We start from the raw sequence: 13740 nt of genomic DNA, 5'->3' as shown, positions 1-13740 counted from the left end.
CCTGCGTTCAAGAGATGAGCCACTGGCCCAGGGCCAGGCCGGCAAGCAGGCCACCCAGCACCCCGGCCGCACTGCCCACGACCACCGCAATGAGCGCCATGCGTCGGGCCGACTGATGGGCGATGCGGGCGTAGCGGGCGGCGTCCTGAGCCAGGAGATCCAGCCGAGTATTAGTGGCACTTAGCATGGCCTGGAGGGCTTGCTGGGATTGCTGGTTAATGGGCTTGGCCGCAGCCTGCATCACGTCGGTCAGGTGGCGAGCCAGTTGCTGCGGCAGGATCTGCTGAGCGTCGGATAAGGCCTGCATGTGCGTTTGCGCAGCATCCAGGCTTTGAGTGGTGACTTCCAGCCGGTCCACAAGGCCGACGACGTCGCCCAGCACCTCGTGATACAGCAGATCCAGCTTGGTGCGGGCGTTGCCCGCAGCCTGGCTTGGGCTTGAATTCGACTCCATGGCGTTCAGGCAAAGAGTGCCGTGAAGGCGGCGTTCATCTGCCGATCCACGGGCTGAGCCAGGGCGCGTAAGGCATGCCGGTTACTCAACTGGGAGATGCGGACATGGTCGCTGCGGTCGGCGGCCTTGAGCAGTGCCCGGTAATCCGTCTGGTCGGCCAGCACGTCCGCGATGGTGGTGCGCAGATCAGCCAGCAGCTCAAAGACTTCATTCTCGAAGATGGCGGCCTCGGGGTTGGCCCGCACTTCGCCAGTCTTGGCGGCATAGGCCAGGATAGAAGGAAACTCATCCTCGACGCTGGCGCCCACCCGGTTGAACAGGATGCGCACACGCTCCGGATCCACGCCAAGTTCCGCCAGGGCGGCCACTGTCTTGATGGTTTCGCGCTGGGCCTTGCCAGTGTTGATGACGGGCAGAACAAAGTAGCTCATTTCTTCGTGGGCGCCTTCGTAGCGCATCATGTGCGTCAAAAAATCCTCGATGTTGCTGGCCCCCACATCGACGATGGCATCGTCGCGGGTAAGCAGCTCGCGGAACAGCCTGCCGAAGTGCTCGCCGCGCAATTGATCCACGGACAGGCCCAGATCGGCACTGGTTTCGTTGGTGGATTCCACGGCGAAAATCTGGGCGCTGTTCATGCGCGGAGCAAGCAGATGCGAGGCGGTAACGGTCTTGCCGACGGATCCGGTGTAGTTGAGGACTGTGACTTTCATGGGGTCATTCCTTGTCTTGATGAGTGGAGGTGTTTTCAGCGTGCTTCGTGCGTTGCGCCAAGCCTTCTCGGCGCAAGGCCTCCAGATCCACGCGCATGTCGCGGATCTTGCGTAGGTCGCCGGGGGTTTGGATGTTGCGGGGCCGGCCCTGGATCGCGTCCATGGGGGGTAAGGGTTGTGTGGCTGGGGCGGGCTCGGGCTCGGGCTGGGCCGGATCGGCCCCCGGTGAAGGCTCGAGCGTCGTTTGCATGAGCGCTGACCGCTGCGCCTTGCGCCAGCGATACAGCGTGGTGACATAAGTGCTGCGCTGTACCGGCAAGCCGACCGCTGCCAGGTCATCAAGCACGGCGGCGTGGGGCACCCCTGCCGCCACCTGGGTTTCGATGATGGGAAATAGCGCTCGCAGCTTGGAGGCCAGACGCAGGCGTGGGTCCAGAGTTTCCAGCACCGCGCGGTATCGCGCGATGGAGTCGGATGTGGCTTGGTTTTGAGTCATGGGCGGACGCCTTGGGTAGTGAGAGTTCACGGCTGCAAGGCGGGTAATGCCGCTGCCTGTTTGCCGTCCAGCCAGGCCATACCCGCAGCGTGGGCTTCGTCATAGGCGCATTGGTTGTCAGCGAAGCGCACGGACTCACCCCGTGCTGGAAAATGGCCGCAGCCAACCTCCTGGTTGTGGTCCAACAGGCGCAACAGGTAGCCCTCGCCCTCTGCTTCGCGCGGGACGATTTCAAACGAGAAGCGCAGTCGGGCCCGGGCAAGCTCCATCTCGAACTGTCGCGAGACCGCCGGGATGCGGGCAGCCCAGTCCGGCCCGATCCGGTCCAGGGCGTCGCCGATGCGGTAGCCGCGTTCCTGCAGCCAGTCATTTCGATCCAACACTAGAGCAGCGGTCAGCGCTTCACCCAGGCTCAAGGCGCCGATGCCTTCGCGAGCGGCACGTTGGGCGATGGCAAGCATGCGGGTGTCAAGATTCGAGTGCATGAGAACTCCTTTGCCCTTTGGCTTGAAGGGCGGTGATGAGGGATTGGGCGAGGGTGTTGCCCGAACGGGCGGACGTCGCTCAGTTGCCGACCGATGCAGCCGCCGGGCGGTTGTGCCGTGTGGCGATCCGAGCTGGCCTGGGGCTGAGGAAATCAGGCCTAGTGGCAGACGGACTTACCCACAGGCCGTCCTGGTAGTAATAAGGTAGAAATAAGGTAGAGGGCGTTTCGATGGCTGGAAAGCCACTACCCATGCGGGTTTTCAAAAATTCAGCGCGATGTTATGACGATAAAGCGCGATGCTATGACGAAAACCCGCGATGTTATGACGATGCAGGCGCGATGTTATGACGACGGTCTGGATCACTTATCCACAGGCTGAAATTGTTCAATCATTGATCAGTTTTTATGCCGTTTCGGGCACCATGCGCGATGTTATGACGATGGGTTGATCATCGGTCCAGACGGGTCCAGACGGCCTGTTTGTGCCCCCGGGTGGCCGCCTCAATCCTGGGTTCGGTAATCACTTCCAGAGTTTCCAATTCAACGAGGCTGCGCTCCAGCGTGGCCCGGAAATCCCGCATGCGCCCGGTGTATTGAGCTCGTTCCTTGAGGATTTCCAGGCTGTATTTTTGCTGGATATCGGCCGAGGTGCCAATCAGGCGCTGCAGGCTCTTGGACAAGTCGTGGCGCATCCGCAGGCGCTTGGCCCAGTCCACCAGGGCATATTCCCTGTTGCTGAAGATCTGTGCCCAACGTGGGTCGGCATAGATGGTGTAGCTGCCGGTGGGTTCGTCATAGTCGAACCCGCCGATCATGGCCAATACGCGGGTTGACGGGTGGTTGCCATAGCTGTATTTGACGGTGCCGTCCTTGCGCCGGGCCTCGATGCACAGGGTGAAGCGGGCCAAATCCTTCATGCCATCGTGCAGCCACTCATAAGCGCTGCCCCCGGTTGGGCGGCCCATGCCGCGCAGAAAATCCGCTCGGTTGATCGTCGGTGCCTCGCCCAGCAAGGCTGTGGTCTGCAGATACATGGCGTGCATCCAGATGTCGGCATGGTCTTCGGTGAGCTGCTTACCGGAGCCTTTGAGCAGGATGTTCGTACCCTCCAGAAAGACGGTGTCGTCGTGCATGGGGCGCCAGCCTCGGCGCACCGGCGCAAACATCGAGCTTCGGGCAATGTAGTTGGGAATGGCACGCGCGGTTTCGTTGATGCCGGGCACAATGAAGGGGGCCGGTGTGTGGGCCTCTTTTTCCGCGGCGGCGGCGATGGCCTGCTGGGCCTTTTGCTGTGCACGCTGCATGGCGGCGGACAGGTGCAACAGGCTGCTGTCCTTGTGGAAAGGCAAACGGATGGATGCGGTCATGGGGGAATGCTCCAGACGAGCCCGTACGAGGCCTGCCTGGATCGTGTGCAGCGCCTCACACGGGTTCAGGGGATAGGTTGGCCGGCTGACAGGCTGCGTGGCCATTGATGATGGGATCAGGACTGCGATGGGAGTGCCTATGCAGCTACTCATCTAGGCCTCAGCCGTCGCGGCTCGAACCACAGTTCCTTTAGCCGAAAGCGCTCGAAATACAGCACGATGTCTACGGTCTGGCGCAGGAATGCTTGGATGGTTTCCAGATCCAGATTGCCGCCTGTGGGGGACTGCTTTATGAGCACGGCCAGGCGGTTGAAAGTATCGGCCGCGCTATTGGCGTGGGTGGTAGTGACCGACCCGGGATGGCCGGTATTCAAGGCCGCCAGGTAATCCCAGGTCTCGGGGCCGCGTAGCTCCGCCAGAAAGATCCGGTCTGGTGACAGGCGCATGCAGGCGGCCAGGCTGTCGGTCGGCGACACCCGGCCCCGCGTGGCGCCGTACATCAGGTGGATGCGGTTGCGGTGTCTGGGTAGGATCAGTTCATGCACGTCTTCGATGGTGATGAGGCGTTCGTCGATCGGCACCCGGTCGATCAGGGACCGAGCGAAGGTGGTCTTACCCGAACCCGTGGCACCGGCCACGACCAGGTTCTTGCGGGCTTGGATGGCGACGTGTAGAAAGGTCGGGATATCGCCCGCTGATTTCAGGGACAACAGTTGCTGGTCAATGGCGGATACGTTGCCTGTGGTGCACTCGGCGGCCGTGTCGGCCATGGCATCGAAGGCGCCCTGGGCCTTCAGTTCGTCGAGCGTGAAGGCCGCCTGGGTGTGCTTGCGGATATTGATGGCCATCGTGCCGTCGAGGCAGGCCGGGGGCTGCACGATCTGACCGCGCTCGCCACGGGGCAGCAAAACTGAAAGAATCGGCGCCTTGGCCATGTGGTTGTAGGCGGCCAAAGCGGTTGCCAGCGCCTCCAGATGGGGGTAGGTAAGCACCTGGCACTCGTGCAACTGCCAGGCGCCATGCTCGCGGGTGTAGAGTTCACCCGGTCGCACGATGGCGATTTCTGTCACATCGGGATCCTCCAGATGTGTGGCGATTGGCCGTAGGAAGGTCTTGACCGCAATCGCCCGATCAAAGGGCAGCGGGTCAGGGGATGGGTTCAAGGTCATAGACTTGGCTGAAATCCAGGTCGCGGGCCACCATAATGCCGATGCGCTCGCCCTGGTTCTTGTAGAGGGTTGGTGGGATATCCAGCGACTTCTCCAGGATCTTGGCGGCGACGTCCTGGCCACCCTCGCGGGTATTGTCGAATCGGATGTTGTTGTTGCCGGACTGACCCTGATTGGCGGCCCAGTCGCCGAAATCTCCAATCAACGAGAGCAGGATGGCGTTGCCGAATCGATCCCAGAAATGGTTGTCGATATGGCCATCGACCCCCGCTTCGCCCAAAGGGCCTGTGCCGGGCGAACCCAGATTCACGATCACGCCCGTGGGGGTTTCTAGCCGGTTCCAGGTGATAAACGCCCGGGCCTGGCCTTGCTGGATGCCGCCTGACTGATAACCGGTGAATTTCGTCCCGGCGTCGATCAACTTCACCTTACCGTTGGCGCTCATCACGTCGTGGGTGGCCAGGCAGGTCAGCAGGCCGGCCTGGGCGCTGACGAGTTTGGTCTGTAGCGTGCAGTCGATCATCGTGCCCTGGGTAAGCAGAAAATTGCGATTACCCAGTTGGCCGGCGACCGATGGGGCCAGTTCAAGCGGGCGTAGTTTGTCGGCCAACGGCCCGGCATCCGCCAGAGGGCCGCCGGCCTTGGCCTGGCCGGATGCGGGATCGCCGCCCGCGCCTGCGCCAGCCTGCAGGGGGCTGGTCAGGCGCCGCTGAGTGACGTCATCCACAGGAGATGGCGCGGCGGGCACGGGTGGCGGCACATAGTAGGAGCGAGCAGGCGCCTGTGTGGGCGGCATGGCTTCCCGCTTGAGGTGTGGCGCGGGCCGTTCGACTTTGGGTGCCTTCAGGCGGTTGGCGATACCGCTATGCTCGGCCTCCAGGTCGGATTCATTGGCTTTCTCTTGATCTCTGTTCCAAGCCTTGACCAGCACTCCCACCGCCACAGCCAGTGCCACCAGCATGGTGAGCCACAAAAAGGCCCGAGCACCGCGTGGGGCGCTGCGCCCAGCAGTCTGCAGGTCGAGAGGTTCACGATCCAGCTTCGGGCAGCGTAGGTCGGGGTGCCAGCCGGCTCCGAGACCCTCCGCATGGCTTATCCCACCGGTGGCGGCGGCTGTGTCGTGCAGAGGTTTTCCGTACTGTTCATCGGTCATGGGTATTCCTTGCTGGGATAGCTTCATGCACTCGGATGGCGGGCACCGGCATGCTGGACTGCCGCGGGGCGGCCGACTGTTGCGGAGCCGTTGTGCCCGTGATGCGGCGTTTGACGGCTGGCGATACTGTCCCGGTACGTGTCGGTATCGGTGCCGCGCCATAGGCCTCGTTATGGATGGCCAGCACCTGGTTGCCCAGACGCAAATGCCACAGTGCAGAAGTGCGGTGCAGCACCATGGTTCGTTCGTCGGCCATATGGAAATTCGTCAGTACTTCCTGGCCGTCGGGCGTGACGCGGTAGACCGCAGGGATGTCCGCCTCCGAGGAAAACTGCAGCCAAGTCTGGCGGCCGTCATCCCAGGCATGAATCGGCGCGAGGGCCGCGTCACCGCTTCGGGTGTAGGCCTGCCAGTTCAGGGGATGGCCAACGGCCTTTAAGGATCTCTCGATGGCGGCTTTCTGCGCAGCTTCGTCCCGCTGGCGGGTTTCCTCTTCGGGGTAACGGATGACAAGCTTGTAGAGGGCCGGAGCACCGCGCTGGTCGCTGTACGAGAGCCGAAAACTGTAATCGTGTCGGTCGGTCACGACAATCAGATTGGTGTTGGCGTCTTTGGCCGTAGGCTTGAAGAACAGATGGTTGCCCTTGTAGGTAAAGGCATAGGCTTGGCTGTCGCCAAAGACGTGATAGACATAGTGTTCGCCAGGTGCGAGCACGATGTGCGTGGCCACGCCGATGACGGCATCGAGCTGAATCACATCGGCTGCGTTGTAGGTCACATAGCGGACACGATGGTCGAGCCGTGAAGATCTGGGGGTTTCCAGCGCCAATGCGCTGGCTGGTAGTGCCAGGTACAGCGCAAGGCCGACCGCCAGTGCCTGCCGGCTGTGGATGCGTTCAAACATGGGGATTCCTTCTGATGCGTGTGTGCTTCAGCGCGACAGGTCGGCAGCCAGGTCGTAGCGCGTGACCTGAAAGCCAAGAGGGTTGAGCCTGGCTACGGCTTCGGTGAGCGGGACATCCACGTATTGGTAGGCCATGGTGGCGATCAAATGGCGCACCTTGGTGGTGTCGCCCGTGGTTGCATCCCGTTCGGTTTTGGTGAACCGGACGATGGCCGCCTGATTGGCACCGAGCGTGATGGAGTGGACCCGCACGTCCACCGTGCCCTGGGTGCCCAGTCGTGTGGTAACGGCATCCGGCCCTTCGAAGCGCTTGCCGTAGGCCGTCTGGGTCGGCGCCGAGGATAGTAGCGCGCAGGTATCGAACTGTTCCTGGATGGTCTGCCAACTGTAGCCCTCGCAGTTGAGCACGTAGGTGTTCAGGAAATACTTGGCGATGCGCTGGCCGTAGTCCTCCAGCGGACGGCCCAGGCTGCTGACGTGCTCGATAGCGCCGGTGGCATCGTTCACACGCACCACGTACATTTCGGGCGGCTGTTTCAAGGGCGTGAGGCCTACCACGGCGCCGACGGCGGCCAGGGCGACAATGCCAGCCCCGAGCGCGACCTGCCAGGCGCGTTTGCGGCTGGTGATGAGTTCACCCAAATGATCGCGTTCCAGGCCTCGGGATTGTTCCAGGTAGGCTGCAATGTCTTCGGATTTGACGGGTTCTGCCATGACTCAGGCTCCTTCAGGCAGGGGTGGTGTGGCATTGACCGGAATGCGTGGCGTGTCGGCGGGCTGTGGCGGCTGCGGCGCATGAAAGGCGCAGCCAGCCAGCAGAGCGGCTAGCGCCAGCGTGGCGATGAGGGATTTCATGAGTAAAGGGCTCCAGGCCTGCCGGATGGGCGGGCCGATCAGAGAATGAGGAAAAAGGCCGAATCCAGGCCGGAATGGCCGAGAAATCGGCCCGTGGCGTGGATTACCTGGCCCGAGGGCGCAGCATGCTGCGAATACGCAGAATCGAGAAGGCACCGTGCGCAGCGGACCCAATGCCAAGGCGGGCGCCAAAGCCATTGGAAAGGCCGGCGGCCAGGCCGGGAAGCATCAGCATGACGACGAGGCTGGCGACGCCGACCAGCAGTTGAGCGCCGAATAGTCCGAGAATATCTTTGGCTCCGCCGTTGATCTGATCTGCGATCATCCGGATAAGCTGGATGTTCATCTGCAGCAACAGGCCAAAGATGAGTCCGGCCAGTAGTGCCAGGAACACGAAGTTGAGGGCCTGAGAGACCCAGTTGTTGAACAATGGCCTGGTGGGCTCAAATAGCGTGGCTGCAATGAAGATGGGGCCAGCCGCCACCACAAGCGCCATGCCCACCTTGCCGACCACAACAATCACCATAATGATGCTGCCCACCACGGCGGCATTGATGCGGACCAACGTAGCCAGAATGCTGACCAGCACCTCCTTGGTGGAGGGCAGCACGTTATACCAGGCGCCATCACCTCCTTTACCCATCATGGCGTTGGAGGCCTTGCCGGTCTCGTTCTGCAATTTGTCCACTTCTTGTGCCACGCTGCCGGTACCCAGAGCAATCTGCGCGACATCGTCAGGCAAGGCGATCATGGTCTTTGCGATGTCGTTCTGATACAGGCCCCCGGCACCGAAGATCATGGACACAATAGCCACCAGAATGGCCTTGCGGAAGAACTCGGTAACCGTCATGCCACCCTGGCCGTGCATGAGCGCAAAGGCATAGACCACGAACTGAAGCGTGAGACCAACGACGATGACGGGCATCAGGGCCTCGAATAGGGACTGCATGGGGCCATTCACGGCATCGTTCAGGACACTTTCTGTTTGGGTCATGACCCATTGAGCAATGTCGCTTGGGGCTGTGGGTGGGGCGACGGGAGGAGTCAGGCCGGACATAATGTGGCCTTATTCGTTTGTCCCGGTGTTTCCACCGGGGTCATTGTTATCCCCGAACCAGCCGCCATACACCCGTTCGGCTCGCGCTTGCAACAGGTGACGTTCGGCTTCCAACTGTTGAGATGCCAGTTGAATCCGGGTTTGTTCAGCCTGAATGTTTGCTTGCTCTATCTGAATGCGGGCCTGCAGTTCAGCAATTTCCTTGGGGTTGGTCGTCTGATTGATCTTGTCCTGTAGGGCATCCACGTTAGCCAGGCGTCGAGTCATGGAGTCGTAGGCCCGTTCGCTCATGGCTTTGGACGTAGCCTCGATGTTCAAGGCTTGCTTGGACAGCGCCTGGCGGTCCTCTTGGAAATTCACAGGAGCTGTGATTTGGCCCGTAATGCGGCCTACATCACCGTCTAAGTTCGATCCCGCTGAACGATCCAGGAGGCCCTGAGCGCTGGATGGTAGCGCTGAACGCAGTTGATTCCGAATATCGGCGTTACCGACGACGTTCCCGTAGCCGCTAGACTGAGTGAAGGCCGCGAGTTGGCTTTTGGCCGTAGCCAACTGGTTCGTCAGATTTTTTAGCTGGTCTCGGGCAGTGAGCAACTGTTCCTGCAACTGGGCAATTGTTGCAGAATCGACAGTGGGAATGCCGGCGGCATGGGCCGGGATTAGGAACGCAGCGGACAGGGCTATGCCCGCCGCAAATGACTTGCAGCGTGTCATGGAAAATGCTCCGAGAATGCGCCCACAGGCGCAGGAATTAGGGCGTGGCGCTGGCTTGCTGGGCGATGGCCTGGTATTCGGCTTCAGTCGCTCTGCGTGCCTTCATTTGTCCTGATACGATCAGATCAGCCTTTTCGTCGTAGGCAATGCGTTTGTCACCCACAATCAGGATGTTCTCTGAATCATCGAGTTTGGCGGGCAGTTTGTGCGCTTGGTATCCGCCAGTGAAGGGCCCCTTTGCAACAAGGGTGAAGAGGAAGCTATCGCCATTGCGGGAGATCTGGATGGCGTCGGGGTCGTACTTGCTGTCCGACTTCCAATACCCCACGAACTTTTCTCCATCCGCATCCGTCTTGCATCCAGCCAGGATGGTCATCAGGGTGGCGCCGGTAGCGGCAATGAAATGTCGTCGATTCATGAGGTGTCCTGTGATGATGAGTTGGTGGGATAGGCCTGGTGTCGCTTGAAGGCTGCCCAGGCATTTGCCACGTTGCAGGCGTGCCCGGCCTTTGTAAGCCAGTACACACGCTCGGAAGGTTTCAGGATGTTCCACCAGGCCATGCCCAGGGCTTCGTCAGCACTGGGCGGCCGCTTCAAATCGAAGGAGGTCATGAACATAGATCCGGCCCCTCCATTTCGTGTGTTGACTCCTGCAGTTTCAGGGGGTGATCGAAGCGTATTCCTATGAGGTCAGATACTCGCTGATAGTCGGCGGGTTCCGGCCGGTGACCGTTCACTTCATGGACATGCAGGCTGTAGTACTTGTGCACACCTTGTTCAAAATAGGCACGATCTTCTCGTGGTGTAGTCGAAGCAAACCAGAGATATGGCGCGTGACTGGGACCCGAGGCCGATGGTGAGTCCAGGCCGTGATCTTGTGCCAGGCGCTGCAGCTCATCCGTACTGATCGCTACACGCTTAACCTCGACTTCGTTCAGGCTACATTGCCCAGCCTCCAAGTCCTCCTGTGTCCAGTGTTCGCAGTAGATGGAGATCAGGATGGTGTCTTCCGGGGTTTCGGCGGCCGGCTCCGGGTTTTCGAGGCCTAGGCGGCTGTAGAAATCCTGATCATGCCGCTGCTGCTCGGTTTGTCGACCATTACGATCTCGGGAATCGTGATTCATGGGCGCGTTTCCTTTTAGAGGGCTATTGACGGATGGTCGTTCACTGTCGCGCATGCTTCACGGCGGCCAGATATACCGGCAGCCAAGCGGCGGGATCATGACCAGCCCGGGTGGCTGCCTGTTCCGCGATCTCCGCCATGTCGGGGCTACCCGAAAACACCAGCAACTCATCCTCGCAGCCGGAGAGGTCCAACTGAGCGACGGTGACGCTGGATCCTTGCTTCACCAGGAATTTGCGGCTGGCTTCGCCAAGACCCTTGAGCAGTTCAAACTCCGCCGGTGTAAGCCCAAAGCCCTCAATGTAGTCGCGGGCGCGGGCCTTGGGGTTGGGCAAGAGGATCAGCGTGGCGGTCTGCTGTACCAGGGACGGCCCCACCGGGTTGTCCGTGATAGCCCCCGGTTCCTGGGTGGCGAAGGCCAGCACGCCGTTTTTCTTGCGGATAGTGCGGCTGGCGTCCTGCATGGATTCCTGGAAATGCGCGTCCTTCAATGGATGCTGGCATTCGTCATACAGGTTGATGATGCGCCGCCCGTCGTGCAGGGCATCGATGCGGTGTTTGAGATATAGGGTTGCGGCACCGCGCACCTCGTCGTCATCCAGGAGTTCCGTCAGATCGAATCCGAAGATTGCGGGCTTGCCGGGAATGGCCCCCAGATCGAGATCGTCATGTGGATTGTCAAACACCCAGCCATACTCGCCGCCCTGGCACCAGGGGGCCAGCCGTGTGTGAATGGTGCTCTGCGTGTCGTCTTCGCTGTAGGGGTTGGGGAGCAGCGTATTCAGGGTCGAAAGTGTCCTGGCAGGCCGGTCAATCAAGGTGGTCAGTTGTTGCACGGCCTGGGTGATGTCGGTACGCTGGCGTGTGCTGACCGCCTCGCTCCGGCGTTCGGCCAGGTATACGACCAGGCGCACCATGAATGCGACATTGCCTTTGGTGGGCTCCATCTGAAATGGATTCCAGCCGGTGGCTTCGCCTAGGCGAATGTTGAAGTACCGGCCACCGAGCGCCATGATGAGCACCTGCATGCCCTGATCCTTGTCCCAGACCACGCAGGTGGCGCCAAATTTCTGTGCTTGCGTGAGCAGCATGCCCTGCAGTACGGTCTTGCCGGTGCCGGTCATGCCGATGATCATGGTGTTGCCGGGGCGGCGCTTGCCGGTTTCGTCCAGGTCCTCGGTGGATGCATGAAAGTTGAAGAAGAACGGCGATCCTGTTTGGGTCTTCAGCATTGTCACTGCTGGCCCCCACGGGTTGCCCGCGGGCTTGCCGGTCAACTGATTGTGTAGACTGGAAACGCATAGAAAATTGAACGAGGTGATCGGTACTGGTCGGGGCCGCCAGTGCCAGTTGCCCGGTAGCTGCGCCCAGAAGCCCGCTTCCAGAGCCCGATCTAGCGTCCGAAAGCCCACGGCATCTTCCGCCAGGGCCGTGGCGGCCCGGGCCAGCGCCTGGCGCACGCCTTCGGCGGAGTCGCCATAGACCAGAATCGTGGCGTGGTGGTCGCCCAGCCCCAGGCGCGCAGAGGTCAGATCATCCATCACATCCGAGAGCTGCGCTACCTGGCTGGCCGAATCGTCGCCGGAATCGACCAACAGCTTGTGGTGCTTCTTCACTAGCTTCTTGGCCGCCGCCCCGGCGTGGCTGCCCCAGGACTGGGTGAGTACGAATTCATGTGGCAGACCGAGTAACCGGTCTAGGTGGCCTGGTTTGGTGGCTTCTGGGTAGTCGCGCAGCTCCATCATGCCGAAGATCCGGGATCCCGCGACGGTGCGCAGTTCACCCAATTCGCCGTGCCGCCCGAAGATGGGTCGCGCGTGAGGTACGGTCTCGCGCAGGCGCTCCCGGCTGATCGCTACGGGCCTGTGGATGCCGGAGATCAGGAATCCCAGGAATTCAGCCGTTTCACTGAAGGCCAGGCCCTTGCGATCCACGATGCCAAGCACCTGTGGATCGTAGCGGTACAGGCCCGCAGTCAGTGCCCGCAGGGTGCTGGTGAGCCGTTCGATGGATTCGGCCTGCCAATGCGCGAGGCGATGGGCGTTGGCTTTCTCCAGGCTGGCAAAAGTGCCAAGCACCGGATCCTCGACTGGATGGATGAGCACTGTCAGATACAGATCGTTGACCATCAGGCCCGAGGCATCGAACGTCGCCCGATAGGCCGCATCGAACCGCGCGGCAAAGATCTGGGCGAAGGTGCTGTCCGGGTATTCCGTTACGCGGCGGCGAATGATGTGCGAGTACAACCCCAGCGACCCCATGGGCAGGCCGCGCAGTACGTTGTGCAGGGCTTCGATCCATTCTTTCAGTTCCGCCTGGGCGTAGGCATCCGGCGCCCGTCCTGACACCTTGATAACAGCCAGGTACTCGTGGTTGTCGCACGCAATGATCCGGTCGGTGACGTGATGAGAATAAGGCAGGTAGCGAGAAACCAGCCGTTCATCGACGGCCAGGGCAGTGGCTGCAGTCATGAAAGAGTCCTTTGGTGGATGTGGCGGCGCCAGGGCCGGTCGCGGTGATAGTCTTGCAGGGCATAGCTCGACCCATGCCAGAAGCGCTGGTTGCGGTTCAGGCGCCGGGTTTTGATCTCCAGCCAGAGCACGTCCAGCGCCTTGTCGTCGTCGCGGGTGAGGATCGCCAGCGCCGGCATGACCACAAAGAGCAGCCCCCACCAGGCCAGGCCCGCCGCCATGGCGATGATGGCCACGCAGGCAAACGCTCCAAGCATAAGTGTGGTGGGAATACCCATGAACGTTGCCTTGCGGCCCAGGCCCTTGAATACAGGATAGGTGTTGGGGTTCTGGTGGCTTGCCGATGGCCGGGTGGTGGAATCCATGTGTGCGGCGTGTGTACCTGTGGCGTGTGCAGTCATGGCTTATTTCCAGAGCAGCACGACCAGTTCAGCGGCGGAGCCCGCGAGCAGTACGCCGATGCCCCAGCGGATGGCGTCGTCCTTTCTCATGACTTCTGCCGAGTACAGCACGAAGATGATGACGCCGATGATGACCGCCGCAATCGGCAAGATCACATCCAGATTGTCCTTGAGGGTCTGCAGCGTTGTCCGGGCACGAACCAGGCCACCCAGGGACTGCGCAAAGGTAGCCTGATTGATGCCAGCCAGTAGGCAAAATGTCATCAGTCTGTCAATGAAACGTCGTGAATGTGTCTTGGGTTTGAAGCGTTGCAGTAGCGACATGGAAGGACTCCTGCCCCAGGAGCTGTGAGCGCTTTGGGGTGTGGGTGGAATG

The 13740-nt window shown here is 61.1% G+C and carries 18 protein-coding genes; all 18 read right to left on the bottom strand.

Features of this window, described 5'->3' with window-relative positions; genetic code table 11:
* Positions 1-7: 7 nt before the first annotated feature.
* Positions 8-454, bottom strand: coding sequence for a hypothetical protein (locus tag CEY11_RS02040; protein WP_088601698.1), 447 nt, complete (start codon positions 452-454; stop codon positions 8-10).
* A 5-nt stretch (positions 455-459) separates the two neighbouring features.
* Positions 460-1167, bottom strand: coding sequence for a StbB family protein (gene stbB / locus CEY11_RS02035; protein ID WP_088601697.1), 708 nt, complete (start codon positions 1165-1167; stop codon positions 460-462).
* Positions 1168-1171: 4 nt separating this feature from the next.
* Positions 1172-1663, bottom strand: a complete 492-nt coding sequence (locus CEY11_RS02030; protein WP_088601696.1) for a hypothetical protein — start codon at positions 1661-1663, stop codon at positions 1172-1174.
* 26 nt (positions 1664-1689) lie between these two features.
* On the bottom strand, positions 1690-2148 hold the full coding sequence (locus CEY11_RS02025) for a hypothetical protein (RefSeq protein ID WP_088601695.1): 459 nt from the start codon (positions 2146-2148) through the stop codon (positions 1690-1692).
* Positions 2149-2599: 451 nt separating this feature from the next.
* Positions 2600-3517, bottom strand: a complete 918-nt coding sequence (locus tag CEY11_RS02020) for a TrfA (RefSeq protein ID WP_088601694.1) — start codon at positions 3515-3517, stop codon at positions 2600-2602.
* A 149-nt stretch (positions 3518-3666) separates the two neighbouring features.
* A complete protein-coding gene (gene virB11 / locus CEY11_RS02015) occupies positions 3667-4686 on the bottom strand; it encodes a P-type DNA transfer ATPase VirB11 (protein ID WP_088601693.1) in 1020 nt (339 codons plus the stop codon).
* Positions 4664-5839, bottom strand: coding sequence for a type IV secretion system protein VirB10 (virB10, locus tag CEY11_RS02010; protein WP_088601692.1), 1176 nt, complete (start codon positions 5837-5839; stop codon positions 4664-4666). Before virB10 ends, virB11 begins: the two co-directional genes overlap by 23 nt.
* Positions 5829-6743, bottom strand: coding sequence for a TrbG/VirB9 family P-type conjugative transfer protein (locus CEY11_RS02005; protein ID WP_088601691.1), 915 nt, complete (start codon positions 6741-6743; stop codon positions 5829-5831). The genes virB10 and CEY11_RS02005 overlap by 11 nt, the downstream gene beginning before the upstream one ends.
* 27 nt (positions 6744-6770) lie before the next feature.
* Positions 6771-7457, bottom strand: coding sequence for a virB8 family protein (locus CEY11_RS02000; RefSeq protein ID WP_088601690.1), 687 nt, complete (start codon positions 7455-7457; stop codon positions 6771-6773).
* Positions 7458-7460: 3 nt separating this feature from the next.
* Positions 7461-7598, bottom strand: coding sequence for a conjugal transfer protein (locus tag CEY11_RS01995; protein ID WP_088601689.1), 138 nt, complete (start codon positions 7596-7598; stop codon positions 7461-7463).
* Positions 7599-7701: 103 nt separating this feature from the next.
* Positions 7702-8592, bottom strand: coding sequence for a type IV secretion system protein (locus CEY11_RS01990; RefSeq protein ID WP_233154677.1), 891 nt, complete (start codon positions 8590-8592; stop codon positions 7702-7704).
* Positions 8593-8664: 72 nt separating this feature from the next.
* On the bottom strand, positions 8665-9369 hold the full coding sequence (locus tag CEY11_RS01985; RefSeq protein WP_088601687.1) for a type IV secretion system protein: 705 nt from the start codon (positions 9367-9369) through the stop codon (positions 8665-8667).
* A gap of 37 nt (positions 9370-9406) precedes the next feature.
* Positions 9407-9787 (bottom strand): hypothetical protein, encoded by a 381-nt coding sequence (locus CEY11_RS01980; protein ID WP_143322653.1) that lies wholly within the window; start codon positions 9785-9787, stop codon positions 9407-9409.
* Positions 9784-9981 (bottom strand): hypothetical protein, encoded by a 198-nt coding sequence (locus tag CEY11_RS01975; RefSeq protein WP_143322651.1) that lies wholly within the window; start codon positions 9979-9981, stop codon positions 9784-9786. Before CEY11_RS01975 ends, CEY11_RS01980 begins: the two co-directional genes overlap by 4 nt.
* Complete coding sequence (locus tag CEY11_RS01970) at positions 9978-10493, bottom strand: hypothetical protein (protein WP_088601684.1); 516 nt, start codon at positions 10491-10493, stop codon at positions 9978-9980. Before CEY11_RS01970 ends, CEY11_RS01975 begins: the two co-directional genes overlap by 4 nt.
* Positions 10494-10533: 40 nt before the next feature.
* A complete protein-coding gene (locus CEY11_RS01965) occupies positions 10534-12963 on the bottom strand; it encodes a VirB4 family type IV secretion/conjugal transfer ATPase (protein WP_088601683.1) in 2430 nt (809 codons plus the stop codon).
* Entirely contained in the window at positions 12960-13364 is a 405-nt protein-coding gene (locus CEY11_RS01960; RefSeq protein WP_233154676.1) for a type IV secretion system protein VirB3, read from the bottom strand. Before CEY11_RS01960 ends, CEY11_RS01965 begins: the two co-directional genes overlap by 4 nt.
* Before the next feature lie 3 nt (positions 13365-13367).
* Positions 13368-13688, bottom strand: a complete 321-nt coding sequence (locus tag CEY11_RS01955) for a TrbC/VirB2 family protein (protein ID WP_088601681.1) — start codon at positions 13686-13688, stop codon at positions 13368-13370.
* Positions 13689-13740 lie beyond the last annotated feature (52 nt).

Origin of the sequence: Candidimonas nitroreducens, from assembly GCF_002209565.1 — a bacterium.
Classification (GTDB): domain Bacteria; phylum Pseudomonadota; class Gammaproteobacteria; order Burkholderiales; family Burkholderiaceae_B; genus Candidimonas; species Candidimonas nitroreducens.
Note: the sequence above shows the minus strand (reverse complement) of the source record. Positions and strands in the feature narration are given on the sequence as shown.

Bases quoted from the DNA above. Each gene is read 5' to 3' on its own strand.
- CEY11_RS01980 (WP_143322653.1), bottom strand. From the start codon at position 9,787: ATGAATCGACGACATTTCATTGCCGCTACCGGCGCCACCCTGATGACC.
- virB11 (WP_088601693.1), bottom strand. From the start codon at position 4,686: ATGACCTTGAACCCATCCCCTGACCCGCTGCCCTTTGATCGGGCGATT.
- CEY11_RS01975 (WP_143322651.1), bottom strand. From the start codon at position 9,981: ATGACCTCCTTCGATTTGAAGCGGCCGCCCAGTGCTGACGAAGCCCTG.
- CEY11_RS01985 (WP_088601687.1), bottom strand. From the start codon at position 9,369: ATGACACGCTGCAAGTCATTTGCGGCGGGCATAGCCCTGTCCGCTGCG.
- CEY11_RS02000 (WP_088601690.1), bottom strand. From the start codon at position 7,457: ATGGCAGAACCCGTCAAATCCGAAGACATTGCAGCCTACCTGGAACAA.
- CEY11_RS01970 (WP_088601684.1), bottom strand. From the start codon at position 10,493: ATGAATCACGATTCCCGAGATCGTAATGGTCGACAAACCGAGCAGCAG.
- CEY11_RS02025 (WP_088601695.1), bottom strand. From the start codon at position 2,148: ATGCACTCGAATCTTGACACCCGCATGCTTGCCATCGCCCAACGTGCC.
- CEY11_RS02030 (WP_088601696.1), bottom strand. From the start codon at position 1,663: ATGACTCAAAACCAAGCCACATCCGACTCCATCGCGCGATACCGCGCG.
- virB10 (WP_088601692.1), bottom strand. From the start codon at position 5,839: ATGACCGATGAACAGTACGGAAAACCTCTGCACGACACAGCCGCCGCC.
- CEY11_RS01955 (WP_088601681.1), bottom strand. From the start codon at position 13,688: ATGTCGCTACTGCAACGCTTCAAACCCAAGACACATTCACGACGTTTC.
- CEY11_RS02040 (WP_088601698.1), bottom strand. From the start codon at position 454: ATGGAGTCGAATTCAAGCCCAAGCCAGGCTGCGGGCAACGCCCGCACC.
- CEY11_RS01995 (WP_088601689.1), bottom strand. From the start codon at position 7,598: ATGAAATCCCTCATCGCCACGCTGGCGCTAGCCGCTCTGCTGGCTGGC.
- stbB (WP_088601697.1), bottom strand. From the start codon at position 1,167: ATGAAAGTCACAGTCCTCAACTACACCGGATCCGTCGGCAAGACCGTT.
- CEY11_RS02005 (WP_088601691.1), bottom strand. From the start codon at position 6,743: ATGTTTGAACGCATCCACAGCCGGCAGGCACTGGCGGTCGGCCTTGCG.
- CEY11_RS01990 (WP_233154677.1), bottom strand. From the start codon at position 8,592: ATGACCCAAACAGAAAGTGTCCTGAACGATGCCGTGAATGGCCCCATG.
- CEY11_RS02020 (WP_088601694.1), bottom strand. From the start codon at position 3,517: ATGACCGCATCCATCCGTTTGCCTTTCCACAAGGACAGCAGCCTGTTG.
- CEY11_RS01960 (WP_233154676.1), bottom strand. From the start codon at position 13,364: ATGACTGCACACGCCACAGGTACACACGCCGCACACATGGATTCCACC.
- CEY11_RS01965 (WP_088601683.1), bottom strand. From the start codon at position 12,963: ATGACTGCAGCCACTGCCCTGGCCGTCGATGAACGGCTGGTTTCTCGC.